Source organism: Streptomyces sp. NPDC059906 (genome assembly GCF_042730645.1).
GTDB classification, from domain to species: domain Bacteria; phylum Actinomycetota; class Actinomycetes; order Streptomycetales; family Streptomycetaceae; genus Streptomyces; species Streptomyces rubrogriseus.
In genome coordinates this window covers 185,288-207,322 of record NZ_JBHWKU010000005.1, presented here as the reverse complement: position 1 = coordinate 207,322, position 22,035 = coordinate 185,288, and the positions used below count along the sequence as shown (strand labels likewise).

The 22,035-nt window shown below is 68.6% G+C and carries 26 protein-coding genes; 7 read left to right on the top strand and 19 right to left on the bottom strand.

Annotated elements, in window-relative coordinates:
- Positions 1 to 96 precede the first annotated feature (96 nt).
- Both ACFV9J_RS10710 and ACFV9J_RS10705 read left to right on the top strand, forming a co-directional pair.
- Positions 97 to 1,152 carry a flavin-containing monooxygenase gene (locus ACFV9J_RS10710; protein ID WP_385352610.1) on the top strand — a complete coding sequence of 352 codons (1,056 nt, stop codon included), beginning with the start codon at positions 97 to 99 and terminating at the stop codon, positions 1,150 to 1,152.
- Between the two features lie 39 nt (positions 1,153 to 1,191).
- The gene (locus ACFV9J_RS10705; protein ID WP_385352607.1) at positions 1,192 to 1,560 is read left to right on the top strand and encodes an ArsR/SmtB family transcription factor; all 369 of its coding nucleotides are present in this window, start codon (positions 1,192 to 1,194) and stop codon (positions 1,558 to 1,560) included.
- 10 nt (positions 1,561 to 1,570) lie between these two features.
- Here the strand turns inward: ACFV9J_RS10705 and ACFV9J_RS10700 are convergent, their stop codons facing one another.
- Genes ACFV9J_RS10700 through ACFV9J_RS10685 form a run of 4 tightly spaced genes read right to left on the bottom strand, consistent with a single transcriptional unit; the run spans position 1,571 to position 4,246 of the window.
- The gene (locus ACFV9J_RS10700; RefSeq protein WP_385352605.1) at positions 1,571 to 2,635 is read right to left on the bottom strand and encodes an ArsO family NAD(P)H-dependent flavin-containing monooxygenase; all 1,065 of its coding nucleotides are present in this window, start codon (positions 2,633 to 2,635) and stop codon (positions 1,571 to 1,573) included.
- Positions 2,632 to 2,832, bottom strand: coding sequence for a DUF2180 family protein (locus ACFV9J_RS10695; RefSeq protein ID WP_385352603.1), 201 nt, complete (start codon positions 2,830 to 2,832; stop codon positions 2,632 to 2,634). The genes ACFV9J_RS10700 and ACFV9J_RS10695 overlap by 4 nt, the downstream gene beginning before the upstream one ends.
- Positions 2,832 to 3,941 carry an ACR3 family arsenite efflux transporter gene (gene arsB, locus ACFV9J_RS10690; protein ID WP_385352601.1) on the bottom strand — a complete coding sequence of 370 codons (1,110 nt, stop codon included), beginning with the start codon at positions 3,939 to 3,941 and terminating at the stop codon, positions 2,832 to 2,834. Before arsB ends, ACFV9J_RS10695 begins: the two co-directional genes overlap by 1 nt.
- Positions 3,938 to 4,246, bottom strand: coding sequence for an ArsR/SmtB family transcription factor (locus ACFV9J_RS10685; protein WP_385352599.1), 309 nt, complete (start codon positions 4,244 to 4,246; stop codon positions 3,938 to 3,940). Before ACFV9J_RS10685 ends, arsB begins: the two co-directional genes overlap by 4 nt.
- A gap of 92 nt (positions 4,247 to 4,338) precedes the next feature.
- Between ACFV9J_RS10685 and ACFV9J_RS10680 the strand changes: the two genes are divergently transcribed.
- From ACFV9J_RS10680 to trxA, 3 genes are read left to right on the top strand one after another with little or no spacing between them, the layout of a single operon-like run.
- Positions 4,339 to 4,752, top strand: a complete 414-nt coding sequence (locus tag ACFV9J_RS10680; protein ID WP_385352597.1) for an arsenate reductase ArsC — start codon at positions 4,339 to 4,341, stop codon at positions 4,750 to 4,752.
- Positions 4,749 to 5,729: a thioredoxin-disulfide reductase gene (gene trxB / locus ACFV9J_RS10675; protein WP_385352595.1), complete on the top strand. Its 981-nt coding sequence runs from the start codon at positions 4,749 to 4,751 to the stop codon at positions 5,727 to 5,729. The genes ACFV9J_RS10680 and trxB overlap by 4 nt, the downstream gene beginning before the upstream one ends.
- A 34-nt stretch (positions 5,730 to 5,763) precedes the next feature.
- On the top strand, positions 5,764 to 6,087 hold the full coding sequence (gene trxA, locus ACFV9J_RS10670; protein WP_385352593.1) for a thioredoxin: 324 nt from the start codon (positions 5,764 to 5,766) through the stop codon (positions 6,085 to 6,087).
- A gap of 1,091 nt (positions 6,088 to 7,178) precedes the next feature.
- Here the strand turns inward: trxA and ACFV9J_RS10665 are convergent.
- The 7 genes from ACFV9J_RS10665 to ACFV9J_RS10635 all read right to left on the bottom strand — a co-directional run bounded on the left by ACFV9J_RS10665 (position 7,179) and on the right by ACFV9J_RS10635 (position 13,228).
- On the bottom strand, positions 7,179 to 8,360 hold the full coding sequence (locus tag ACFV9J_RS10665; RefSeq protein WP_385352591.1) for a hypothetical protein: 1,182 nt from the start codon (positions 8,358 to 8,360) through the stop codon (positions 7,179 to 7,181).
- The gene (locus ACFV9J_RS10660) at positions 8,357 to 8,659 is read right to left on the bottom strand and encodes a helix-turn-helix domain-containing protein (protein ID WP_385352589.1); all 303 of its coding nucleotides are present in this window, start codon (positions 8,657 to 8,659) and stop codon (positions 8,357 to 8,359) included. Before ACFV9J_RS10660 ends, ACFV9J_RS10665 begins: the two co-directional genes overlap by 4 nt.
- Complete coding sequence (locus tag ACFV9J_RS10655; RefSeq protein ID WP_385352587.1) at positions 8,656 to 9,393, bottom strand: hypothetical protein; 738 nt, start codon at positions 9,391 to 9,393, stop codon at positions 8,656 to 8,658. The genes ACFV9J_RS10660 and ACFV9J_RS10655 overlap by 4 nt, the downstream gene beginning before the upstream one ends.
- Positions 9,394 to 9,760: 367 nt before the next feature.
- Positions 9,761 to 10,588, bottom strand: a complete 828-nt coding sequence (locus ACFV9J_RS10650) for a hypothetical protein (protein ID WP_385352585.1) — start codon at positions 10,586 to 10,588, stop codon at positions 9,761 to 9,763.
- Positions 10,589 to 10,727: 139 nt separating this feature from the next.
- The gene (locus ACFV9J_RS10645; RefSeq protein WP_385352583.1) at positions 10,728 to 11,348 is read right to left on the bottom strand and encodes a Crp/Fnr family transcriptional regulator; all 621 of its coding nucleotides are present in this window, start codon (positions 11,346 to 11,348) and stop codon (positions 10,728 to 10,730) included.
- A gap of 198 nt (positions 11,349 to 11,546) precedes the next feature.
- Positions 11,547 to 12,494 carry an IS481 family transposase gene (locus ACFV9J_RS10640; protein WP_385352581.1) on the bottom strand — a complete coding sequence of 316 codons (948 nt, stop codon included), beginning with the start codon at positions 12,492 to 12,494 and terminating at the stop codon, positions 11,547 to 11,549.
- Positions 12,495 to 12,961: 467 nt separating this feature from the next.
- Positions 12,962 to 13,228 (bottom strand): hypothetical protein, encoded by a 267-nt coding sequence (locus tag ACFV9J_RS10635; RefSeq protein ID WP_385352579.1) that lies wholly within the window; start codon positions 13,226 to 13,228, stop codon positions 12,962 to 12,964.
- A 359-nt stretch (positions 13,229 to 13,587) separates the two neighbouring features.
- Here ACFV9J_RS10635 and ACFV9J_RS10630 point away from each other — a divergent pair, with 359 nt between their 5' ends.
- Both ACFV9J_RS10630 and ACFV9J_RS10625 read left to right on the top strand, forming a co-directional pair.
- Positions 13,588 to 14,001 (top strand): hypothetical protein, encoded by a 414-nt coding sequence (locus tag ACFV9J_RS10630; protein ID WP_385352577.1) that lies wholly within the window; start codon positions 13,588 to 13,590, stop codon positions 13,999 to 14,001.
- Entirely contained in the window at positions 13,991 to 16,015 is a 2,025-nt protein-coding gene (locus ACFV9J_RS10625) for a hypothetical protein (RefSeq protein WP_385352575.1), read from the top strand. Before ACFV9J_RS10630 ends, ACFV9J_RS10625 begins: the two co-directional genes overlap by 11 nt.
- A 90-nt stretch (positions 16,016 to 16,105) precedes the next feature.
- Here the strand turns inward: ACFV9J_RS10625 and ACFV9J_RS10620 are convergent, their stop codons facing one another.
- The 8 genes from ACFV9J_RS10620 to ACFV9J_RS10585 form a co-directional block, all read right to left on the bottom strand.
- Complete coding sequence (locus tag ACFV9J_RS10620) at positions 16,106 to 16,516, bottom strand: PIN domain-containing protein (RefSeq protein WP_385352573.1); 411 nt, start codon at positions 16,514 to 16,516, stop codon at positions 16,106 to 16,108.
- Positions 16,513 to 16,734 carry a type II toxin-antitoxin system VapB family antitoxin gene (locus tag ACFV9J_RS10615; protein WP_318325675.1) on the bottom strand — a complete coding sequence of 74 codons (222 nt, stop codon included), beginning with the start codon at positions 16,732 to 16,734 and terminating at the stop codon, positions 16,513 to 16,515. Before ACFV9J_RS10615 ends, ACFV9J_RS10620 begins: the two co-directional genes overlap by 4 nt.
- A gap of 227 nt (positions 16,735 to 16,961) precedes the next feature.
- Positions 16,962 to 17,477: a flavin reductase family protein gene (locus ACFV9J_RS10610; protein ID WP_385352570.1), complete on the bottom strand. Its 516-nt coding sequence runs from the start codon at positions 17,475 to 17,477 to the stop codon at positions 16,962 to 16,964.
- Positions 17,474 to 17,869 carry a hypothetical protein gene (locus ACFV9J_RS10605; protein WP_385352568.1) on the bottom strand — a complete coding sequence of 132 codons (396 nt, stop codon included), beginning with the start codon at positions 17,867 to 17,869 and terminating at the stop codon, positions 17,474 to 17,476. Before ACFV9J_RS10605 ends, ACFV9J_RS10610 begins: the two co-directional genes overlap by 4 nt.
- Positions 17,870 to 17,881: 12 nt before the next feature.
- Positions 17,882 to 18,070, bottom strand: coding sequence for a 4-oxalocrotonate tautomerase family protein (locus ACFV9J_RS10600; RefSeq protein WP_385352566.1), 189 nt, complete (start codon positions 18,068 to 18,070; stop codon positions 17,882 to 17,884).
- Positions 18,070 to 19,332: a DegT/DnrJ/EryC1/StrS family aminotransferase gene (locus ACFV9J_RS10595; protein ID WP_385352564.1), complete on the bottom strand. Its 1,263-nt coding sequence runs from the start codon at positions 19,330 to 19,332 to the stop codon at positions 18,070 to 18,072. Before ACFV9J_RS10595 ends, ACFV9J_RS10600 begins: the two co-directional genes overlap by 1 nt.
- A complete protein-coding gene (locus ACFV9J_RS10590) occupies positions 19,332 to 20,963 on the bottom strand; it encodes a (2,3-dihydroxybenzoyl)adenylate synthase (protein WP_385352562.1) in 1,632 nt (543 codons plus the stop codon). Before ACFV9J_RS10590 ends, ACFV9J_RS10595 begins: the two co-directional genes overlap by 1 nt.
- A gap of 2 nt (positions 20,964 to 20,965) precedes the next feature.
- Entirely contained in the window at positions 20,966 to 22,018 is a 1,053-nt protein-coding gene (locus tag ACFV9J_RS10585; protein WP_385352560.1) for an LLM class flavin-dependent oxidoreductase, read from the bottom strand.
- Positions 22,019 to 22,035: the final 17 nt, after the last annotated feature.

Genomic DNA, 22,035 nt, shown 5'->3' with positions numbered 1-22,035 from the left:
CGATCCCTTGCGGGACCAGCATGACACCTGCTTCGATGAGCGTCAACATAGACATTCATCGAAACCGCAAATCTGAGTATTCCCGAGGGAGTGGGTATGGAACACGTCGACGTGGTGGTCATCGGTGGCGGCCAGTCCGGGCTGGCCGCCGCGCACGCCCTACGCGAGCAGGGTCTGGCACCGGTGCTCCTGGAAGCGTCCGAGCAGACCGCGGGGTCGTGGCCCCGCTACTACGACAGCCTCGCCCTCTTCTCTCCCGCCGCCCACAGCTCACTGCCGGGCCTGCCGTTCGGCGGCGATCCGCACCGCTACCCGCACCGGGACGAGGTCGTCGCCTACCTGCTGCGTTACGCCGAGCGCCTGGACACCGACGTCCGCACCGGCACGCGCGTGCAGGAGGTGAGCACGAGCGACGGCAACTTCACCCTCACCCTGGAAACCGGCGACCGTATGACGGCCCGAGGTGTCGTGGCCGCTTCCGGGACCTTCGGACGGCCCCACCGTCCCGCCCTCCCGGGACTGGACGCATTCACGGGCACCGTGCTGCACGCGGCCAAGTACAGGACGCCGCACCCCTTCGCCGGGCAGCGGGTGGTGGTTGTCGGGGCCGGAAACTCCGCGGTGCAGATCGCCGTCGAGCTGGCCGCGCACGCCCGGGTGACGCTCGCGGCCCGACACGCAGCGCGATTCGCCCGGCAACGTCCGCTGGGCCGGGACCTGCACTGGTGGCTGAAGCGGACGGGGCTCGACACGCTGCCGGTGGGCAGGCTCCTGCGCACGCCGCCGACGCAGTTCGTGATCGACGACGGCCGCTACCGTGCCGCAGTCGCAGCCGGCGCTCCCGACCTGCGCCCGGTGTTCAACGGGATCGACGGCACGAAGGTGACATGGGCCGACGGTGGCACCGAGGAGATCGACACGATCCTGCTGGCCACCGGCTACCGACCTGACCTCGGCTACCTGCACCCACTCGGCGCCCTGGGCGCCGACGGTCACCCGCGCCACCGGGAGGGCCTGTCGACCACCCACCCCGGTCTGGCGTACGTCGGCCTGGAATGGCAGCGCAGTCTCTCCTCGAACTCTCTGCGCGGGGTTGGCAGGGATGCCGTCCGCGTCGCCCGGCGCCTGGCCGCCCACCTCGGTGCTCGCTGACCCTGGCTGCTCTAGTTCGACGTGTGTCAACATAGACGTATGTCGAACGCGAAGGCACTGCCGCTTCTGGAACGATCCGAGGCCCCCGCCACCGCGGTGCCGTGCTGCCCGCCGCTGAGCGAACGCCCCTTCACCGCCGAGGAGGCCGAGCGGACCGCCCGTATGTTCAAGGCTCTCGGCGACCCGGTGCGGCTGCGGCTGTTCTCAGCCGTCGCCTCGCACGAGGGCGGCGAGGCGTGCGTGTGCGACATCTCCGACGTCGGCGTCTCCCAGCCGACGGTCTCCCACCACCTGAAGAAGCTCAAGGAGGCCGGCCTGCTCACCTCAGAGCGGCGCGGCACCTGGGTCTACTACCGGGTCGAGCCGTCGGTACTGGCGGCGATGGGACAGCTGCTGGCCGTTCGGTAGCGCACGCGGATCACCTTGCCCCTTCGAGAAGCCCGGCGATCTCCCGCGCTGCGTCGCGGGCTGGCCGCCCAACGCCGATAAGCGTGGCGGAGGCGGGGCCCGTCCAGTCTCCGTATCCGAGAAGGTGCAGCCGGGAGTCCGCCACGGCGCGCGTGCCCTGGGCGGCGATGTGGCCGTGCGGGCCGCGCAGGCCCAGGGGTGACAGGTGTGAGAGGGCAGGCCGGAAGCCGGTGCACCAGATCACCGCGTCGGCGGGCGCCCGAGTGCCGTCGGCCCAGACGACGCCGTCACGGTCGAGGCGTACGAACATGGGCGACGCCTTGAGCCGCCCGGCGTCCCGGGCCTCGCGCACGGGCGGTACGGCGACGATGTCCCCGAGCGAGGCGACTCCTCCGGTGTCGGTGTTGCCTGCGTCGAGGGCACGGCGTCGGGCGGTGGCCGCGTCGAACAGGGCGCGGCCGTCGATGTCGTCGGCGAGGTATCGGGGCGGTCGCTGGGTCACCCAGGTCAGCTCGGTGTCGTACGCGAGGTCGGCGGCGATCTGTGCGCCCGAGTTGCCGCCCCCGACGACGATCACTCGCCGGCCCGCGAAGTCCTGCGGTCTGCGGTAGGAGACGGTGTGCAGTTGCCTGCCCTCGAAGTCCCCGCGGCCGGGGACGGCGGGGAGGAAGGGGCGCCACCAGGTGCCGGTCGCACTGATCACCGCGCGTGCGTGCCAGGTGCCGGAGTCGGTCTCCACTCGCAGCAGCCGGCCGTCGTCGTGCACGCCGGTCACGCGGACCGGTCGCTGCACGGGGAGGTCGTACCGCTTCTCGTAGTCGCCCAGGTAGGCCACCACGTGCCCGGCCTCCGGGTACTCCTGGCCCGGCTGCGGCGGCATGAGGCGTCCGGGGAGGGAGGAGAAGGCAGCCGGGGAGAACAGGTGGAGCGAGTCCCAGGTGTGCTGCCAGGCCCCGCCCGGGGTGGCCTGGGCGTCGAGGACGACGAAGTCCAGGCCCTGGCGGCGCAGGTGGTAGGCGGCGGCGAGCCCGGCCTGGCCGCCGCCGATCACCACCACGTCGGTGTGCTGTGTCATGCCGCCTGTACCGCCGCGCACGTGGTGCACCGGATGGTGCGGGCCATGACCTCGCCCGGTCGTCCGAGGAGGGGTCCTCCACGCACGACGCGGTTGGCGACGAGCGTGTGCTCGTGGCAGACAGCGGCACCGCAGTCGTGGCAGACGCCGACGGCCGTGCTGGTCGTTCCCTGTGCGCGGCAGTCCAGGCAGTGCATCAGTGGTCCCTGCCCTCAGTGGTAAGAGCGGACGGGGTGAACTTTTTGCGCCAGGCCAGCGCGACGTAGACGAGGCCGATCAGCACCGGGACTTCGATGAGCGGTCCGACGACCCCGGAGAGGGCTTGGCCGGAGGTGACACCGAAGGTGGCGATGGCGACGGCGATGGCCAGCTCGAAGTTGTTGCCCGCGGCAGTGAAGGCGAGGGTGGCCGTGCGGTCGTAGGCGAGGCCGATCGCCTTGCCCAGCAGGAAGGTGCCGAAGAACATGACCGCGAAGTACACCAGCAGCGGCAGCGCGATGCGGACCACGTCCAGCGGCTGGGAGGTGATGGTCTTGCCCTGCAGGGCGAAGAGGATAACGATCGTGAAGAGCAGGCCGTAGAGCGCCCACGGGCCGATCTTCGGCAGGAAGTTGGACTCGTACTTCTCTCGGCCGAGCTTCTTCTCGCCGATGCGTCGAGTGAGGAAGCCGGCCAGCAGCGGGACGCCGAGGAAGATGACGACGTTCAGAGCGATCTTCCACATGGAGATGTCGAGGTGTTCGCCGTCGCCCAGGCCGAGCCACCCCGGCAGCAGGTCGAGGTAGAACCAGCCGAGCAGGCCGAACGCCAGGACCTGGAAGACGGAGTTGAGGGCGACCAGCACGGCCGCGGCCTCGCGGTCTCCGCAGGCGAGGTCGTTCCAGATGATGACCATGGCGATGCAGCGGGCCAGGCCGACGATGATCAGGCCGGTGCGGTACTCGGGCAGGTCCGGCAGGAAGATCCACGCGAGCGCGAACATCACCGCCGGGCCGACGATCCAGTTGATCACCAGCGACGAGGCCATGAGCCTGCGGTCGCCCGTGACGGCGTCGAGCTTGTCGTAGCGGACCTTGGCCAGGACCGGATACATCATGATCAGCAGGCCGATGGCGATCGGCAGAGAGATGCCGCCGATCTCGACCTTGGCAAGAGCGTCGTTCAGGCCCGGGATGGCTCGGCCCAGGCCGAGGCCGACGGCCATGGCGATGAGGATCCAGACGGCGAGGAAGCGGTCGAGCGTCGACAGCTTCGCAACGACGGAGGACTCCTCGGCGGTCGTCGCGGGTGCTTCGGTGCGGGTCACGGACAGGCCCTCTTGTTCTCGGCGGCGGTGCGGGCGGACTCGGCCAGGTCGGCGAACTGGCCGGCGAGCGAGGCGATGACGTCCGGGCGGAGCTTGTAGTACGTGTAGCGGCCGCACGGCTCCGTCTCGACGACCCCCGCCTCGCGCAGCACTCTCAGGTGGTTGGAGAGATTGGTCTGCCGGGCACCCGTCTCCTCCACGAGGTGGGTGGTGCACAGCGTCTCTTGGGCGAGCAGGGTCACGATCCACAGCCTGAGCGGGTCCGCCAGAACCCGGAGCAGGTCAGTGTCGACTGACGTCATCATGTACTGATACTCTCACATCAGTGGTGGCTGACACCACCGGGTGCTGATGTCATTCGCACCTGATGCCGTCGTGAGACAAGAGAGATCTCCTGATGCCCGACAAGCCGTCCGTGCTGTTCGTCTGTGTCCACAACGCCGGCCGCTCGCAGATGGCCGCCGCGTGGCTGACCCACCTGGCCGGGGACCGCGTCGAGGTCCGTTCCGCGGGCTCGAACCCGGGTGAGAACGTCAATCCCGCAGCCGTCGAGGCGATGAGCGAGGTCGGCATCGACATCTCCGCCGAGGTGCCGAAGATGCTGACCGTGGACGCGGTCAAGGAGTCCGACGTCTGCATCACCATGGGCTGCGGCGACACCTGCCCGGTCTTCCCCGGCAAGCGGTACCTGGACTGGCAGCTGGAAGACCCGGCCGGCCAGGGCGTCGACGCCGTCCGCCCGATCCGCGACGAGATCAAGGTGCTGGTCGAGAGCCTGATCAAGGAGATCGCCCCGGAGCCGCAGTCATGAGCAACGCTACGGACGTGCGCGACGTCATCGTCATCGGCTCGGGCCCGGCCGGCTACACCGCCGCGCTCTACACCGCCCGCGCCGGCCTGAACCCCCTCGTCTTCGGCAGCGCCATCTTCGTCGGCGGCTCGCTCACGACCACGACCGAGGTCGAGAACTTCCCCGGCTTCCCCGACGGGGTCCAGGGTCCCGACCTCATGGAGAACATGCGGGCCCAGGCCGAGAGGTTCGGCGCCGAGATGATCGACGACGACATCGTCACCGTCGAGCTGAGCGATGACATCAAGACCGTCACCGACACCGCCGGCACCGTCCACCGGGCAAGGACTGTGATCGTCGCCACAGGCTCCGGCTACCGCAAGCTCGGCCTGCCCAAGGAGGACGCGCTGTCCGGGCGGGGTGTGTCATGGTGCGCGACGTGCGACGGGTTCTTCTTCCGGGACCGCGACATCGTGGTCGTCGGCGGCGGCGACACCGCCATGGAGGAGGCCACCTTCCTCACCCGCTTCGCCCGCTCGGTGACCGTCGTGCACCGCCGCTCCACCCTGCGCGCCTCCCAGGTCATGCAGAACCGCGCCTTCTCCGACGACAAGATCTCCTTCGCCTTCGACAGCGAAGTCGCCACACTCCACGAGGACAACGGCATGCTGTCCGGCATGACGCTGCGCGACACCCTCACCGGCGAGACCCGCGAATTGGCCGCGACCGGCCTGTTCATCGCCATCGGCCACGACCCGCGCACCGAACTCTTCAAGGACCAACTGCACCTCGACTCCGAGGGCTACCTGAAGGTCGAGTCGCCCTCGACGCGCACGAACGCCCCGGGCGTCTTCGGCGCCGGCGACGTCGTCGACCACACCTACCGCCAGGCCATCACCGCGGCCGGCTCCGGCTGCGCCGCAGCGCTCGACGCCGAGCGGTACCTCGCGGCCCTGGCCGACGCGCCCGTGCCCGCCGAGGTCGTGGCGGTCGCCTGACGGCACCCGTTCCACCCCGTACGAGGAGACCCACATGGTCCTCAAGAACGTCACCGACGCCTCCTTCGACCACGACGTCCTCCAGAGCGACAAGCCCGTGCTCGTCGACTTCTGGGCGGCCTGGTGCGGCCCATGCCGCCAGCTCGCCCCCTCCCTGGAGGCGATCGCAGCCGAGCACGGCGACGCGATCGAGATCGTGAAGCTCAACATCGACGAGAATCCGGACACCGCCGCCAAGTACGGCGTGATGTCCATCCCGACGATGAACGTCTACAAGGGCGGCGAAGTCGTCCAGACGATCGTCGGTGCCAAGCCGAGGGCGGCGCTGGAGCGTGAGCTGGCCGACCACCTCGGCTGAGCAGCGAAGGCAAGGGACCGGCCTCGTGGAGGACCGGCCCTTACGCCGCACGACGGTTTCTGACCCGCCCGGTACGGCGGCTGCACCCGGTCGAGACCGACGGCACCAGGGCCGCGAGCCCGGTTCCCGTTCGGCCGGGGCCGGGCAGAGTTCCGCGGCCGTCGGCTGTGACGGTATGGAAGAAGCGGCGCCGGTAGGCACAGCCGTCCGGTCATCCGCCTGCCCGGGCAGTCACGACCGTCCGGCAGCAGCGACGTACCGCTTCCGGCGCCGCGTCGTTCACGCACCCGGAGTTCGCACTCAGACCAACCATGCCATCACGCCTGATCACATACTGAGCCTGCGCAAACACCTCGGAGCCTCCGCGGCACCGGGACACCGATAGTGAACAGCGCAGCATCCAACCCGCCGACTTTCCCCGCCTCGGATATTCGGCAGAACCTCGGTCCAGGCGCGGACCACGTCACCGACGTCCAGCAACAGCCCCCGGACTTGTCGGAGCAGAATGCGCAGGATCACAACACCCGCGACGCTCCCGAACCCCATCGAGATCCACCACATCGACTGCCTCCTCGCCCAGGACCCCAGGCTGCCTGCGGCGAAGATCGAAGTCTGCACGTTATAAGAGGCTTTTTGTGATCTTGGTGTTACAGGACGGACGCCAGAGTGTGCAACCGCAAGTCACTACATCAGTGACACCACGCCTGCAGGGGTATCTCACCGCCGAAGGCCCGTCTCCTTCCGCGAGGCGCCGCCGTCCCAGCGCCGTGCCCACTGCGTGCCCATACGACCGGACAACAACGGTAAACAGCGGCGTGGGACAGGTTCGAGAGGTCCGCACCCGAGCCACGAACCCGCAGGTGGGGGCAGTTTTGACCAAGAAGCGCCGTCGCTTCCCAAGCTGAGAGTGCGAGTTCGATTCTCGTCACCCGCTCCATACAGAAGGCCCAGGTCGGAGACCCGGGCCTTTCTGCTGTTCACGGTGATCACTCGTCGCGCGGAGAGCCTGTACGGCCGCGCCTCACCATCGGCCCCGGGACCTCGACTTTCGCGATGAGGCGGCCCTCACCGCAGGTGCGTAGGTCAGTGGGTCACGAAGCGGTCAGGTGGGAAAGCATCGGCGGGACTGCGGTTTCGTGGTCCGGTGCCGATGATTCCCCGGCGGCGAGGAGCGCACGGGCCCGGCGCTCCAAGGAGTCGACGCGCAGTTCGAGAGAGGTGACCGCGCGTACCCCAACGGCGATATCGCGTCCAGGTTGCCGGAGCAGTTTCGAGTATCCGACGGCTGTCTTCATCGACGCCCCCAGCTCGGCGATGTGCGTGGTCCCCACCCGGGTGGACTCGGCCAACTCGATGATCTGGCGCAGGAACGTCTCGGCCTCCTCATCGCGTTCGGCCGGAGATCGGCTCTCGATGAGGTCGAGTGCCGCGTGGACTCCTGCCTCGATGTCGGCCATGCGTTCGGCGAACGCCTCGCTGCTGGTCCTGAACGCGGTAGCCGGCTCAGCAACAGCCGTGGAGAACTTCTTGACGAGCGCGAGCCGGGCACTGGCCGGCAGATTGGCCGCGTTGGCCGCGTTCATCTCCGGAGTGCATTCCTCCGCCACCACGCCGATCCGCATCAGTGCCTCGCCCATGGCCTCTATGTCCGTGAGTACGGAGTCCATCTGGGTCTCGGCCTGCGCCAGCCGGTCGACGATACCTGGCCCGCCGTCGCCGTCGCCGTCGTCGTCTCCGTCGTCGGCCGGCGCGGGGCTGGAGACAGTCGCGTTGGCGTAGGGCACGCTCCTGAACCCGCAGGTGATTCCCTCGTAGAGGACGCGGCTCAACTGGTCGCGGGCTTCGTGAAGGCTTGACTCGGCCTTCCGGAAGCGGATGGTCCGCAACCGGGCTATGTCGAACGGCAGGTCACCACTCTTGCCAATGAGGATCACCGGCTTGCCTCGGCCGATACGGAAGCCCAGCTCGTACATGACGTTGGCGTTCGCTCCGCTGACGTCGGCGATCACGATGTCGTCCTCGTGAAGCCGCCGATGGATCTGGTCGGTGATCTCCCCGGTGTCCGCGATGGCGTCGGCACGCAACGGAACGATTCCGTGGTCCCGGCAGGCTGCACGGACGACCTCGTCGTAGACGCGCAGCGCACCCTCGTACAGGAGACGCTTCGGGCTCCCGTACTCCGCGTGCTTGTCGCCGATGGGGCCGATCACGAAGCAACTGGTCGAGGTACCGCGGGACGAGTCGTCCGGGGCAGTGCCGGTCGCTGTGCTCACTGGCTGTCCTCCTGCTCGTCGAAATGATGTGTCAGGGCAGCGGACATCTCGGCCCCGGCCTCGACGTCCGTCGCGTAGACGGGAAGGTTCTCGATGCCCAGGGCTCGCATGAGAGACGCCGTCGGGATGCGGTACTGATGACCGACGCGAACCACTCGGCAGGGAAAGCGATCCAAGTGGATGAGCCGGTATGCGGTGGCGGGGCAGACTGCGAGGGCGCGGGCAGCGGTCCGCAGATCGACGCTCAACGGGAGATCGAACGCCTCGGCGAAAGTGAGTGTTCGGTGGGTTCGGTTCATCGCGGACTCCCGTAGGGGATCAGGGACAGAGTGCCGATACGGCGTCCAGGGCCGGGGCGTCGCGCACGGTGCACCACATGGCGCAGGCCCATCTCCTCGGCGAGCGCGCCGAGGCGTTCCCCCTCGATGCGCTGTCTCAAGGCGGAGAAGCGGATCGGTGCGGCGAGCCCGTCGGCGCGGTCGGGGGGCGTGATGTGCACGATCCAAGCGGAAAGCCGGTGATCCGGGTACGGCGGGGCGACGCTGTCCGCGGACAGGGCGGCGGGATCCGGGACGGGGCGTTTCGGGACCGAGCTCCGGGCAAGACGCCAGGCGCGACCGGCAGCCGCTCGCATCAGTCGTTCGCCCGCTCCGGCAGCAAGCGGATCGACGGCGGCGACGCCTTCCAGGACTCCCTGTACGGTCTCGGCTTCGAGGTCGGCCCGTTCAGCCGGAAGGCGCGACAGGACCTGCCACACGGCCCGGCGAAGTCTCGGGAGGGTGAACCACACGAGAAGCAGGACCGATGCGCCGCCGGGGTCCGGGTCCATAGCGGCCTCGGCCATGACGTAACTCCAGATGGCCCGGGGTGTCGGCTCGGCACGCGACGGTCCGTGCACCAGCGCCCGCGCCTCCCGCAGTGTCAGGTCCGAGGGCCCCGTGCCCCCGGCAGCACCGAGACGCAGGCTGGTGTGCAGTGTCTCGACGTGTGCCTCGATGTTGTCGAACAAGCTGGTGTACTTCAGCTGGGTCACATGTCCCTCCTCAGCCGATCGGCCTCCGACGTACGGGAGAAGCAGGTACAGGACGATCTGGCGGGACTTCCGGTGTGGAAGGACAGACCCGCGAGGGCCTCGGCCGTCGTATGAAGACGGTTGGCGAGCTGGAGGAGCCCACTGGTCAATCTCCGCAGTCGGCCGAGCGTCTGGAACGGGCCGGGCGGCGGACCGGCCGGTGCAACGCCGGACGTCCACGGGACCTGGTTGCCTATGGAGGAGTTGTAGATCGTGATGCAGTGGGCCCGCGCCCCTAGGACAGCAGTCCCCGAGCCCACGTACTGGCTGGCGAGCCACGGGGACGTGTTCCGGTCGTGGTCGGTTCCGGGCTGGTCCGACGCGGTGCTCACGAGCGGCGTTCCCGGCCCGGCCGGGGCACCCCGCGCTGATGGACGTCACGCAGGGTGCTGTCCATGATGGCGACGCCGGACTCGACGTTTTGGACCCGCTCATGGATCGGTCGCGGGCCCGTAGGGGCAGCGTTGTCGGTGCCTCCCTTCGGCTCGTTCGCGGATGCCGTCTGCGCAGTGGGCCGACGGAGCAGACCACCGGAGGGCGATGGCACGTACATCCAGGCCGTCTGTGCGAACTCCTTCCCGGGGACCTCGGCACAGACCTTGATGAAGCGGGAGGACGGCACAGCGCAATAGCCTCCGACGACCACCGCGCTGTGGACAGCATCGGAGACCATGACGACGAGGGACGTCCCGTCCTCACCCGACTCGGCGAGTCCTCGGCGCGCGGCCGCGCAGTCCAGGAGACGGTGCGTCTCACTGCGCGGAGCCGCGTTGCCGTCACCGGGCAGCCCCGGTGAGACGGGAACCGGCCCGACGTGGATGCTCATTCGCAGCCTGATACGCGGACCGGGCCCAGCGTTGTGCCGCTGGAGAAGGGAGTCGAGTACATCCGCGAACGGGCTGATGACTCGCGGCAGCCACGACGGATCGAAACCGAAGGCAAGCCCGTCTCCGGTATTGCTCTCGAACTGCCTGATCATCTCCCCCAGGCCCGCGCCTTCCAGCCCCCGGTGGACGATGTCAGTGATGGACCTGCTGAGTGGAGCGTGGCGCACTGACGGCAGTCGGGTCGAATCCTTTGCGTCCACTGCGAGAAGACCGAAGTAGGGCGGCAGCGGACAGCTTTCGTTCCCGGATGACCAGGAATTTTCAGACATGACAAACCTCCCAGGAGATGTTCCGGGCACTGCGGGCAAATTCAACGATCGGCAATCGACAGCAATGCGAAGCGGAAGAATTTCCACTCGGCGCGGTGATGTGCGTCACCCTGCCGGTACTGCCGAGTGACGATGGCCCTCACGCGTTGCTACGCGCCAGTTGCTCCAGTACGGCATCGTCCGTGATGTGGACCACGGGCCAGCGCACGGAGAGCGCACCTCGACGCTCCAGCTCGGCGACGGCACCGGACAGCGTCCGGGGCGTGACACCGAGGACGTGGGCCAGCACCTTCTGGGGAATCCCGGCCACATGGGACGTGCCGGCGGTGTGGGCCAGGTCGAGCAGGAGTCGGCTGAGCCCGCTCGCCACGCCGAAACGCCGCAACCCGGCCCGCACATTGGCCCTCATGTGCAGTTGCTGCGCGTGCAGCAGCATCCCGACCAGCGCGTCACTGCGCCCCAGTTCTGTGAGGAACCGTTCGTAGCCGATGGCCTGGACGACAGTGCGACAGACTGCTGTCACTTCTGCGTTCCGCGGCTGTCCCGACAAGGCCGAGGTCTCCCCCAGAAGCTGACCCCGGCCACGGATTTCCAGAAAAGTGGGCTCACCGTCCGGGTGCGGATCGGTGACCAGAGCCCATCCCTCGACGACCCGCAGGACGTTCCCCTTCAGGCTGCCCTTCAGGAGCATGGTCTGATCCCGCCGGTAGGAAATGATCCTTCCGCGATCGAATATGCTGCTCCAGAGATCAATATCCAAAGCACCCCTCCCGCATTAGCGATTCCGCCGGCAGTGACGCCTTTGCCTCACGACCCCGGGAAATAGTGAATGTTTCCGCATCGCCGATAACAGGGCGCACAGGCGCGACATAGGCGCACACAACCATTCGTCGAAGGCCAAGTGCTCCCGAGGGAGCGGAATGGCGGGCTCCTGCCTTGCGGGTGACCTGATCGCGCCCTAGGTGTAGGGACTCGCAGGGTTGTTCACACGGCTTATCGGTGGGTGTGCGGTGTGGCAGCGGTGGTGGTTGTAGGTGTGCAGGAAGTCTGCCAGGGCTGCTGTTCGTTCGGTGTTGCTGGTGTGGGGCCGTAGGTAGGCCCATTCGTCGAGCAGGGTCCGGTTGAAGCGTTCGACCTTGCCGTTGGTTTGCGGGCGGTAGGCGCGGGTGAGCTTGCCGGTCGCGCCGAGGTCGGCCAGGGCCTGCTGCCAGGCGAAGCTTTTGCGGTAGGGCCAGGCGTTGTCGGTCAGGATCCGTTCGACGCGGTCGATGCCGTGGGCGGTGAAGAAGGCTGCGGCCCGGCGCAGGAAGGCGGCGCAGGTGGCAGCTTTCTCGTCGCCGTGGACCTCGCTGTAGGCGAGGCGGCTGTGGTCGTCGACGGCGGAGTGGATGTAGTCGAAGCCCATATTGCTGCGGGTGGCGCGGCCTGCTTGGCGGCCCAGGACCTTGTGGCCGCCGCCGTCGGGGATCCGGCCGAGTTTCTTGACGTCGACGTGGACGAGTTCGCCGGGCCTCTCGCGTTCGTAGCGGCGGATGATCTGCCCGGTGGGCCGGTCCAGGAAGGCCAGACGGTGCAGGCCGTGGCGGGTCAGGATCCGGTGCACGGTGGAGGCGGGCAGGCCCAGGATCGGGCCGATGCGGGCGGGGCCGAGCTTTCGGTCCTGCCGCAGCCGGCACACCTGGGCCTCGGTCGCCGCCGGGGTACGGTGCGGTGTCGTCCGGGGCCTGCTGGAGCGGTCCGTAAGGCCCGGATCGCCCTCGGATCGCCGGCGTCGGATCCACTTGTGGGCCGTGGGACGGGAGATGCCCATTTCCGCGGCGACGTGCGCGACAGGACGGCCCGAGCAGACACGGGCGATCAGCAGTCGCCTGCCATGAACGGTCAGGCGGGCATTACGGTGGGACACGCTAGATGGTGAACAGCGGAAGACCAGCACGGGCGTGCAGCAGGTTCCAGGGATGCACGTGCAGAGCCAGCCACCAAGGCCCAGAAGCAGCCGAGATGCCGAGCACACCTGCAGCCCAACTCAGCGCCGTCGCTCTCACCACCCACCGGTGGCGTTCCCTAGTGTGCCGCTCGGCCTCCTCCAACAAGCCGAACAGCACCGGTGAGCAGCGCTCCGCGCCCCTGTCCCTGGTCTGCCCGTTGACCTGCCCTGTCGATCACGGACTGCAACACGGATCCGCGGAAATGACACTGGCTCGGCGCATACCTGTCGTAGCGCGCCTACCTGACGAACCGGTGTCTGCACTCGCGACGCGGTCTCCAGTCCGGGCAACAGAGCGAGCCGAGCCCGGCGCTTCAGCCATCGCACTCACGCAACCGGTGTGAGCCGACCCTCACGGCCACTCAAGTAGACGGCGTCTGCACAGGTCAGAAGGCGTAGGGCTCCGCAAGCGCCCTCGCCGCATGAGCTGGGGAGAGCAACGTGATCGAGTTCAGCCAGCAGAAGCGGCGGCGAACCAGGGAGCCCTTCAGCGGTGATCTCGCCGCGGACGCGGTGGGCTCCGGGTGCAGCACATCGAAGATGGCAAGCAGGCCAAAGTGTCGGCGACGGCGATCGCATACGGGTGTTCCGGAGTCCGGCCCCTGGCGGATCGGGGCCTCTACCGCCGTGGACGGAGTCTTCTTCTGCGACAAGAGGAAAATTCTTGTACGGATGGTGACGAGGCAGCTACATTCTGCGTCTTGAGCGACTTGCTCGATGTCCTCGCGTTGTGTGGAACGGCTCCTCGCCGGTCGCAGTTGGCCGAGTCGAGCAGCCGAACCGCTTCCCGTGCAGGAGGCACGACGGTCACGTCCTGCCTGCCTTCAGACGGTCGGCGTGTGGCTCGAACGGCACCAGACGTCCCGGAGCAACCATGCCGCGGATCGACACGGGTGGAGGTCGGCGGCTTGCATGTCCGCGCTCTCGCTCGGTCGGGCCCTCCCGTCCGACAGACAGACGCAGACATGCCGATGCCCCCGCATCGGCCCCGGCTCACCTGGAGTGCTGTTCCATGCCCACGCACCAACCAGACGCAGTCCAGATCACGCTCGCAGGGGACGAAGTCTTCCTGATCACGGATGTCCTTCAACAGGCCGCGGCGGAATGCTCGGCCGACACGACACCTGACGCACAACTTGACGACGGAGTCACCCTCGGCCGGCTGGCCGTGCACTGGACCGGCATCGTGGAACGGCAACCCGACCGCGAAGCCGCCTCCCTCGAACTCGACGGTACCCACCTGGTGACGGTGCCGCAGAGCCGGGAGGCTTGGTACCAAGTCCGCGCGGCGCTCAGCGACCGCGCCGCGCAGGCCTCCCGCTCCGCGGAACTCGACGAACTCACGAAGCATGAGGCGCTCCGAGAGCAGGCGCACAACGCACTGCTCCTGGCGGACAGGATCGCGGAGGCGACACATGGTTGGTGATTCCCTGCGCGCCAGTGCCCCTGTGGCGTCGTCCGCCTCGGTATCGGCCAGCGTCTCCGCCGTCGACACGGAGGGCGGCTGGCAGCCCGCGAAGTGGCCCCTGCCCCGCGTCTCCGCGGTAGACAACCTGGCCACAGCACTCTCCAGCCGAGGATTCACCGATGGGGTCGTCCGCGTTCTTTCTCATGCCGCGGTACGACCGGACGAGCTGCGCCGAAAGCTGGCCGATCCCGCCGAACTCCGCGTTCAGGGCGGCACTTTGCTCATCGCTGAGACTCGTCTGTGGTCCGCTGCCGTGGTGCCGCACCCGGCCAACCCTCGGGAGTACGGCCGCCGAAGCTACGCATTGGGCGGGGCAGCTGCGAGCCTGCGCGTGCTGCCCGAGCCGACAACGAGCCGGGACGGACCCGCGGAGCTGGAGGTCCTGGTGGACAGCCCCAGTACGCTCGCGCAGCGTCTGGAGGATGCCCAGGGGCGTCTGGCCAGGGAGAATCCGCTCGGCGAGGACGTTGCAGTGGACGGCGTACTGCAGCCTCTCACCGTCGTGCCCATGACCGTGCGTCACCGTGACGAATACCGCTCCGCTCCCTTGCTGATCGCGGCCGACGGCTCGAGCCGTATCAGCGCGGTGCACGATCTCCTCGACTACGCGCCCTCGAAGGTCGCGTACGAGTGGAGCAGCGACAGCCGGCTGTTCCGGAGAGAGGTCAACCGGTGGATCCGACTGGTCCAGAAGCTGGGCTGGGAGAACCTCAGCGACTCGGAGCAGCAGAAGGTCCGCGTCCTCACCGTGCCTACCCGTGTGGTGATCGGGTTTCGAACCAACGAGCGAACGAGCCTCCCCTTTCACACCGCCGTCCGGAACTTCATCGGCCTGACCCACATCCGCCCCCCGAAGCCCTACGGCTCGGCGGTGGAGAACGAGGCCAAGGCCGACGCCGTGCTCGACACCCTCGCCCAGCCCACGCGTACCCGGCCCGCCCGCATCACGGAGCTCGAGAAACAGTGGTTCGCCGGGGTGGTGACCCACGAGGAGGCCGTCAACGAAGGTTTCAGCCCGCACCGCGACGTCCGCGCAGCAGAGGTCCTCCGCGCTGTGCTGGGCAGTAGCGCCAGACGGCGCGTCAACGACGGCATCCGGTCCCTGACCGCCAAACAGAAGCCCACGCGAGAGGACCGGGTTGACATCGCCGTCGAGTTGATCATTCGCCCGTACCGCACCGAGATGAACGACCTTGTCCAGTTTGTCCGACCGCGTCGCGCGGTCCTCCAACGCGCTTATCGATTGAAGGAGATCGACCGGCACCTGACGGCCGATCTGCGACTGGAGAGGGCCGCCGACGATGATGCGTCGCTGGAGCGCCTGCGTGACGATGCCCTGGAGGAAGTGGAGTACGGACTCGGTGACAACGGTGAACTCGGGTCGGCACAGACCGAACTGGCGGTGAAGGCTTGCTACTACATGGCGGTCGCGGATCCCATGGCGTTGCAGCGTGAGGTGTTCGGAGGGACTGGGTACGAGGACGACCGCAGCCCGGCGACCATCCTGCGCGCCATGTTGTCCCGTAGCCGTGGCGTTCATCAGGCGTATGAGGTCGTACGGGCCGGCCGACGTGACGAGAATCTTTACGAGGTCGACGAAAAGGGGGCTCGGGTCCTTTCGTCCGGGGGCGAGCCGCGGGAACTGACCGACGCCCTGGTGCGCCACACTTACAACGGCGAGTCGACGACGGGCTCTCCCCCAGCCGCCGGTTTCACGGCGGCCAGTCGCCACTGGGCGGACGTACGGGCGAAGGCTGAAGAGCTGACGAAAGCCGTGGAAGCCATGGCAGTCGTCCCCGTCGATGAAGGCGGACGCAGTCTCGTCGAAAGGGACGGCTGGGACGACGCACAGATCGCGGAGCTGCGGCGGAGACTCGACAAAAGTGACCGCAAGCTGGCCGCCTGGGCAGACACGTACGACTTCAACAGACAAGCTGCTCAGGAGCAGGCGGACGAAGACCAGGCGTTCTGACAGCCTTCATGCGGAGATCGTCACCGCTCAGGAGAAGACGAAGCGATCCCCGGCCCGCCACACGCTGTGCCTGTCGGACGGCAAGACACCTCAAGCTATGTCGTGCACGTTGTACTCAGTCAGGTCGGATGCGTGCCGGGCGATCGCCCGGTAGTCGGCATCGTCGTGGAGGACAGCCAGGCCATGGTGAGCCGCGGTGGCGGCGATGAGGAGGTCCACCGCCGAGGCGCTGCGATGCTCCCCTGCCCGAGCCATGCGGTGTTGCACCGCACCGATCCAACGCCCCGCACTCTTTGGCACCGATACGTCGGGGTACAGATCTGTGAACATCTCCGCGATCTCGTCGTACTCCCGTCCGCTCCGGGCGTTGTACAGGAACTCGGTGCGTTGCACGTAGCAGGATGCGATGGCCCCGGCATCGATCGCGTCGTACCAGGCCGATTGCAGTTTCGGATCGCGGAGCAGCCGGACCAGGCCGGACGTGTCGAGCAGGTAGATCACCGGCTGTGCTTCTCCGCCCTGTGCAGACGCTCGGCATCCTCAACGGCACCCCACTCACGGGCACGCTCGAAGTGACGGCTGATGCGCGCCGCACGCTCTTGCTGCTCGGCGTAGAAGTTCAGAGCGAGATTGACCGCCTCCTTCTTGGTCCGTACGTGGGCCAGAGCCATGGCTCGTTCCAGGGCGTCGTCGTCGATGTCGATCTGGGTCACGGACATATCGCGCCTCCCACACAATGTTGGTGATGTACATAGGAGAATACGTCACCAACATTAACCGGTCCACAGGCCGGCTCCCGGTGCAGCAGTCGCGATACGAACCCGTGCAGGTCAGAAGCTACGCGGCGATGCAAGCGCCATCGCTTCCCAAGCTGAGAGTGCGAGTTCGATTCTCGTCACCCGCTCCGGAGAGAAGGCCCCAGACCACTGGTCCGGGGCCTTCTTGTCTAGGCCGGTTCGGGTCGAAGGGTGCGAAGGCCATTGCCGTGGAAGATCAGCGGCGCGCCTGTCGTCGAGCGCGGTTGCTCGAGGGTGACGACCTGGCCCACCACCAAGAGGTGGTCGCCGAGCACTCTGGTCTCGCGCAGTCGGCAGTCGATCCAGAGCACCGCTCCGGGCAGCAACGGGTTGCCGAGGGCGGAGGGGGTCCACCGCACCCCGGTGAACTTGTCCCCTCCCGAGCAGGCGAACCGGGCGCACAGACTGTCCTGGCCGGCTGCCAGGACGTTGACCGCGAAGTGGCCGGTCCGCGCCATGTGCGGCCAGCTGGTGGAGGAGGTGGCCGCAAAGAAGCCCACCAGGGGCGGCTCCAGGGATATCGAGACGAACGACCCTGCGACCAGGCCATATGGCATCTCGCCGTCGGCGGTGGAGACCACGGTCACACAAGTCGGCACCGTCGACAGGGCTCTGCGCAGGCGAGTCCCGTCGATCTCCGGGCAGGCGTGTGCCGCTGACCTCACGGGTCTTCCTCCCGGCCCGCGGCCGCCAAGCTGTCCCGGGCCCAGGACCCGGCCTGCCCGACGTCCGTCGCCTGGATCACGGGGCAGCCCCAGAAACGACGTCCCGCCTCGGGGGCGGGAGCACGCCCGCGCGCGACGAATGCCAGGCCGCGGCAGCGGCTCGCCAGGTCCGGCCGTATCTCCTTGACGGCTTTGGCGTGTGCTGCGGTCCGCGGGTCGGGGCCGGTCTCCGTCACGTCGGCCGTTGCCGTGAGGTCGAGGACGGCCGCGAACGGCTGCCTGCGCTGCAGCGCGGAGTGGAGCAGGGCCAGTACGGCGTCGCGGATCTCGCCCGGGGTCTCCCCCTCGGCGACGAGGGTCACGACGGGCCAGTCGTCGAATCGGTTCTTCATGCGAGCCGCCCCTCAGGCGCCGCCCGGCTTGCCGGCGATTCCCCAGTGCGTCTCGGGGACCGGGTGCAGCACCACCCAGGTGTGCTCCCGCACCTCGTCCCCCAGCACTTCCGCCGCCGCGTCGGTGAGCCGCTCGATCAGTTGCCTGCGGGTCGTGGGCGTGACCCGCTTCTCGTACAGCTTGACTTCGATCAGGGGCATCAGAGGTGGCCTCCTCGCGGTAGGGACATGGCGCCGACGGGCAGTACCTCGTCCAGGCTGTCGGCGAACGCCTCGACGAGACGGGCGACTTGGTGTTCAGTCAGTCCCGGATGGCAGGGCAGGTTCAGCTGTTCCGTGAACCACAGCCGCTCGGCGACGGGGCACTCCCCGGGGCCATGGCCCCTGGCCCGCCACTCCGGGACGAGGTGGAGCGGGAAGTACCGGAGCTGGATCTCCACGCCACGCTCGTCCAAGGCGCGTACCAGCCGGGTGCGTGCCTCGGGGCCGCCCGGTACGAAGCAGGTGTAGAGGTGGTGGGCGTGCCCGATGCCGGCGCCGGGCCTCTGTACGCGGACCCCGGGGTGCGCCGATGCCACCTCGTCGAGCCGGGCGGCGATCTCCCCGCGACGGGCGACGAACGCGTCCAGCTTGCCCAGTTGCGCGGAGCCGACGGCAGCGGCCGCCTCGGCCATCGTGGCGTTGGTGCCCGACCTGCGCACCGACTCGCACGACTCCCGGTAGATGTAGGCGGAGTACTGCATCCAGGGGAGCAGCTCGGGCACTTCGCCGGGCGTGGCGGCGGATCCGGTGAACACGCCGTCGACCTGGTTGGAACGTCGGCGCTCGATGCGCTCCGCCCAGTCGTCCCGGTCGGTAGTGATCATGCCGCCCTCGCCGAGGGTGGTGATGTTCTTGGAGGAGTGGAAGCTGAAGCAGGCGATGTCGGCCAGGGCACCGGGCCGGCGTCCCCGGTACTCGGCGCCGAGGGCGTGCGCGCAGTCCTCCAGCACCACGATGCCCCGGGCGCGCGCCAGGTCCATCACCGCCTCCATCTCGGCGGGCCAGCCCCCGTAGTGGACCAGGAGGACGGCGCGGGTCCGATCGGTGATCAGGTCGGCCAGCCGGTTCGGGTCCATGTTGAGCGAGTACGGGTCGACATCGCAGAACCGCACCCGGACGTCCAGGTCGAGCAGCGGCTGGATCGTCGCCTGGAAGGTCTGCGGGCTGGCCACCACCTCGTCACCGGGACGCAGGTCGAGCAGGCCGATCGCGATTTCCAGGGCGACGGTCCCGCTGGTCACCGACAGGGCGTGCCGGGCACCGACGAGGGCGCGGAAGTCCTCCTCGAACGCGGTGCGCCACCGTCCCATGGACAGGGGGGCATCGGAGTGGAGCACCTCGGCCAGTGCCCGGAACTCGATGTCGTCCAGCACGCTTCCGCGACGCGCGAAGGGCACGTCGTACGTCCGCTGTGCCCTCATCAGTTCCCCTTCTCGCATCGCTCGCCCGCGTCGGCCGCCAGCGCCTTCTTGTCGACCTTCCCCAGACCGGTGAGCGGAAAGGCGTCGTAGATCTCCAGCAGGTCGGGGAGCTTGAAGTCGGCCACGCCCCGCTCCCGCAGCATGCGCCGCAGCTCCGGCATGCCCGGGGGGTCGCCGTCGGGCATGACGCACGCGCAGATCGCCTCGCCCAGCACCGGGTCGGGAACGGGCACGACGGCTGCCTGAGCGACACGCGGGTGACGGCTCAGGTGGCCTTCGAGCTCGGCCGCGGACACTTTGTCGCCGCCCCGGATCACGACGTCCTTCACTCGGCCCTCGACCACCAGATCGCCTCGCGGGGTGAGCCGTACCAGGTCGCCGGAGCGGAAGAAGCCGTCGTCGGTGAAGGCGGTCCGGTTGTGCTCCGGTGCCTGGTAGTAGCCCCGCAGCGTGTAGGGGCCGCGCGTGACGAGTTCGCCCACCTCGCCGGGCGCCACCTCCGCGCCCGTCACCGGATCGGCCACGCGTATCTCGTCGGCCGGTGAGACGGGCCGGCCCTGGGTGGCGAGGACGACGTCGTCCGGGTCCTCGCGCCGGGTCATGGTCAGCAGCCCCTCGGCCATCCCGAAGACCTGCTGGAGCGCGCATCCGAGCACCGGACGTATCTGTTCCGCGACGGGCCGGTGCAGCTTGGCGCTGCCGATCTGGAGGCGCTCAAGGCTCGACAGGTCGTGCCGGGCGTGCTCCTTCCCGGCCATCCACAGGTGCGCGATGCTGGGCACCACGGAGGTGAGGGTGACCCTTTCCGCGGCGATCAGCGGGAAGCAGGTGCCGGGGCTCGGGTCGGGTGCGAACACCACGGTGCCTCCGGCGTGCAGGGTGCCGAGTATGCCGGGACATCCCCAGGTGAAGTTGAACTCCACCGGCAGCACGGCCAGATACACGGTCTGCGGTCCCAGGCCGCACACCTCGGCGGTGGCGCGGATCTGGTAGCCGTAGTCGTCGTGCGTCCGCGGGATCAGCTTGGGCAGGGCCGTCGTACCGCCGGAGAGCAGGAAGAACGCCGCGTCCGTGGGGTCCGGCGCGTACGCCTTGCCGGGCGCCCCGTCGAGGTCGTCCAGCAGGACGACGTCCTTGGGTGTCCCGGGTCGTGGTTCGCCCACCACCAGCGTGTGCCTCAGGGACGGGGCCTCCTTGCGCAGGGCCGCGGACATCTCCACGTGGTCGAAGCCGCGCTGCGACCCGGGCACGACATGGGCGACCGCACCGGACAGCTCGCACAGGTGGCGCACCTCGTACGACCGGTGGGCGGGGAGGGAGAAGACCGGTACCGCGCCGATCCGGAAGAGGCCGAAGCAGACGGCCACGAAGTCGGGGGCGTTGGGCAGTTGGACCACCACCCGATCGCCGGGGCCGATGCCGAGCCCGCGCAGTCCGGCCGCCAACCGGTCGGCCCAGGCGTCGAGTTCGGCGTACGAGATCCGCCGCCCCTCCCCCACCAGCGCGGTGCGGTCCCGGCGGTCGGTGGCCCAGCGCCGCAGCGCGGTGCCGAGCGGCTCGCCGGTCCAGTAGCCGGCGGCGCGGTAGCGGTCGATCTCCTCCTGCGGCCTGGTAACGCATCCGTCGAGCACGGTCACACCTCCGCCATCACGTGGTCGGCGAACAGCCGCAGGACGCGTTCGCTCTGTTCGTAGGGCATGTGGCCGGGGCTGACCTGGATGCTGACGGTCAGGTCGTCGCCGTACCACTGCGCGATGTGCGCGAGCTGGTCGCGGACCTCGGCCGGGGTGCCGGCCAGTACCTTCGTGGCGGCCAGGGAGGCGGCGAAGTCGTAGTCGCGGACCTTCTCGACGAACTTCTCGTAGCCGGGGTACTGGTCGCTGCGGGCTCCGGCCCAGCCGGCCACCGCGTCCGCCATGTGCTCGACGTAGTTGCGCTCGAACCGCTCGGCCGCGTCCAGCGCTTCGGACCGGTCCTGGGAGAGGTAGCAGGTGTACTTGATCTGGATGCGCGGACGGCCGGGGTGGGCACCCGCCGTCCATGCCTCGCGGTAGGCCGCCAGCATCTCCCGCAGCTGCTCGCGCGAGGTGACGGAGGGCACGACCTGGAGGTGGTGGCCGGCCTTGCCGGCGGCCGCGCAGGACTCGGCACTGGTCGCGGAGGCGACGAACACCGGCGGGTGCGGTCGCTGCACGGGGCGGGGCAGCAGGGAGACCGGGCCGAACCGGTAGAACTCCCCGTTCCAGGTGACGTCTTCGTCGGACCACAGGGCGACGCACGCGTCGACCGTCTCGGCGAACCTGGCCCGGCTCTCGGCCATGGGTACCTGGAACCACTCGAACTCGTGGGGCAGGAACCCCCGGCCGAAGCCGGCGTCGAGCCGTCCGCCCGAGAGGTTGTCGAGCATGGCCAGTTTGGCCGCCGTCTTCAGCGGGTGGTTGAACGCGGCTATGACGGCGCCGGTGGTGATGCGGATCGTGCTGGTCCTGGCGGCGACGGCGGTGAGCAGGGTGACCGGGTCGGGGCAGTAGCCGCCGTACGGGGAGCCGTAGTGCTCCACCGTCTGTACGTGCTCGAAGCCCAGCGATTCGGCGAGTACGGCGAGTTGGATCGTCTCCTGGTAGTACTGCGGGGCGCTCTTGCGCGCCGGATCGATGACGGGGAAGAAGTTCAGGCCGAACTGCACGGGCAACTCCTTGCGGG

Excerpts from the sequence above, each read along its gene's own strand:
- ACFV9J_RS10710 (WP_385352610.1), top strand. The coding sequence starts at position 97 with ATGGAACACGTCGACGTGGTGGTCATCGGTGGCGGCCAGTCCGGGCTG.
- ACFV9J_RS10705 (WP_385352607.1), top strand. The coding sequence starts at position 1,192 with ATGTCGAACGCGAAGGCACTGCCGCTTCTGGAACGATCCGAGGCCCCC.
- ACFV9J_RS10700 (WP_385352605.1), bottom strand. The coding sequence starts at position 2,635 with ATGACACAGCACACCGACGTGGTGGTGATCGGCGGCGGCCAGGCCGGG.
- ACFV9J_RS10695 (WP_385352603.1), bottom strand. The coding sequence starts at position 2,832 with ATGCACTGCCTGGACTGCCGCGCACAGGGAACGACCAGCACGGCCGTC.
- ACFV9J_RS10685 (WP_385352599.1), bottom strand. The coding sequence starts at position 4,246 with ATGATGACGTCAGTCGACACTGACCTGCTCCGGGTTCTGGCGGACCCG.
- ACFV9J_RS10680 (WP_385352597.1), top strand. The coding sequence starts at position 4,339 with ATGCCCGACAAGCCGTCCGTGCTGTTCGTCTGTGTCCACAACGCCGGC.
- trxB (WP_385352595.1), top strand. The coding sequence starts at position 4,749 with ATGAGCAACGCTACGGACGTGCGCGACGTCATCGTCATCGGCTCGGGC.
- trxA (WP_385352593.1), top strand. The coding sequence starts at position 5,764 with ATGGTCCTCAAGAACGTCACCGACGCCTCCTTCGACCACGACGTCCTC.
- ACFV9J_RS10660 (WP_385352589.1), bottom strand. The coding sequence starts at position 8,659 with ATGAACCGAACCCACCGAACACTCACTTTCGCCGAGGCGTTCGATCTC.
- ACFV9J_RS10650 (WP_385352585.1), bottom strand. The coding sequence starts at position 10,588 with ATGTCTGAAAATTCCTGGTCATCCGGGAACGAAAGCTGTCCGCTGCCG.
- ACFV9J_RS10630 (WP_385352577.1), top strand. The coding sequence starts at position 13,588 with ATGCCCACGCACCAACCAGACGCAGTCCAGATCACGCTCGCAGGGGAC.
- ACFV9J_RS10625 (WP_385352575.1), top strand. The coding sequence starts at position 13,991 with ATGGTTGGTGATTCCCTGCGCGCCAGTGCCCCTGTGGCGTCGTCCGCC.
- ACFV9J_RS10615 (WP_318325675.1), bottom strand. The coding sequence starts at position 16,734 with ATGTCCGTGACCCAGATCGACATCGACGACGACGCCCTGGAACGAGCC.
- ACFV9J_RS10605 (WP_385352568.1), bottom strand. The coding sequence starts at position 17,869 with ATGAAGAACCGATTCGACGACTGGCCCGTCGTGACCCTCGTCGCCGAG.
- ACFV9J_RS10600 (WP_385352566.1), bottom strand. The coding sequence starts at position 18,070 with ATGCCCCTGATCGAAGTCAAGCTGTACGAGAAGCGGGTCACGCCCACG.
- ACFV9J_RS10595 (WP_385352564.1), bottom strand. The coding sequence starts at position 19,332 with ATGAGGGCACAGCGGACGTACGACGTGCCCTTCGCGCGTCGCGGAAGC.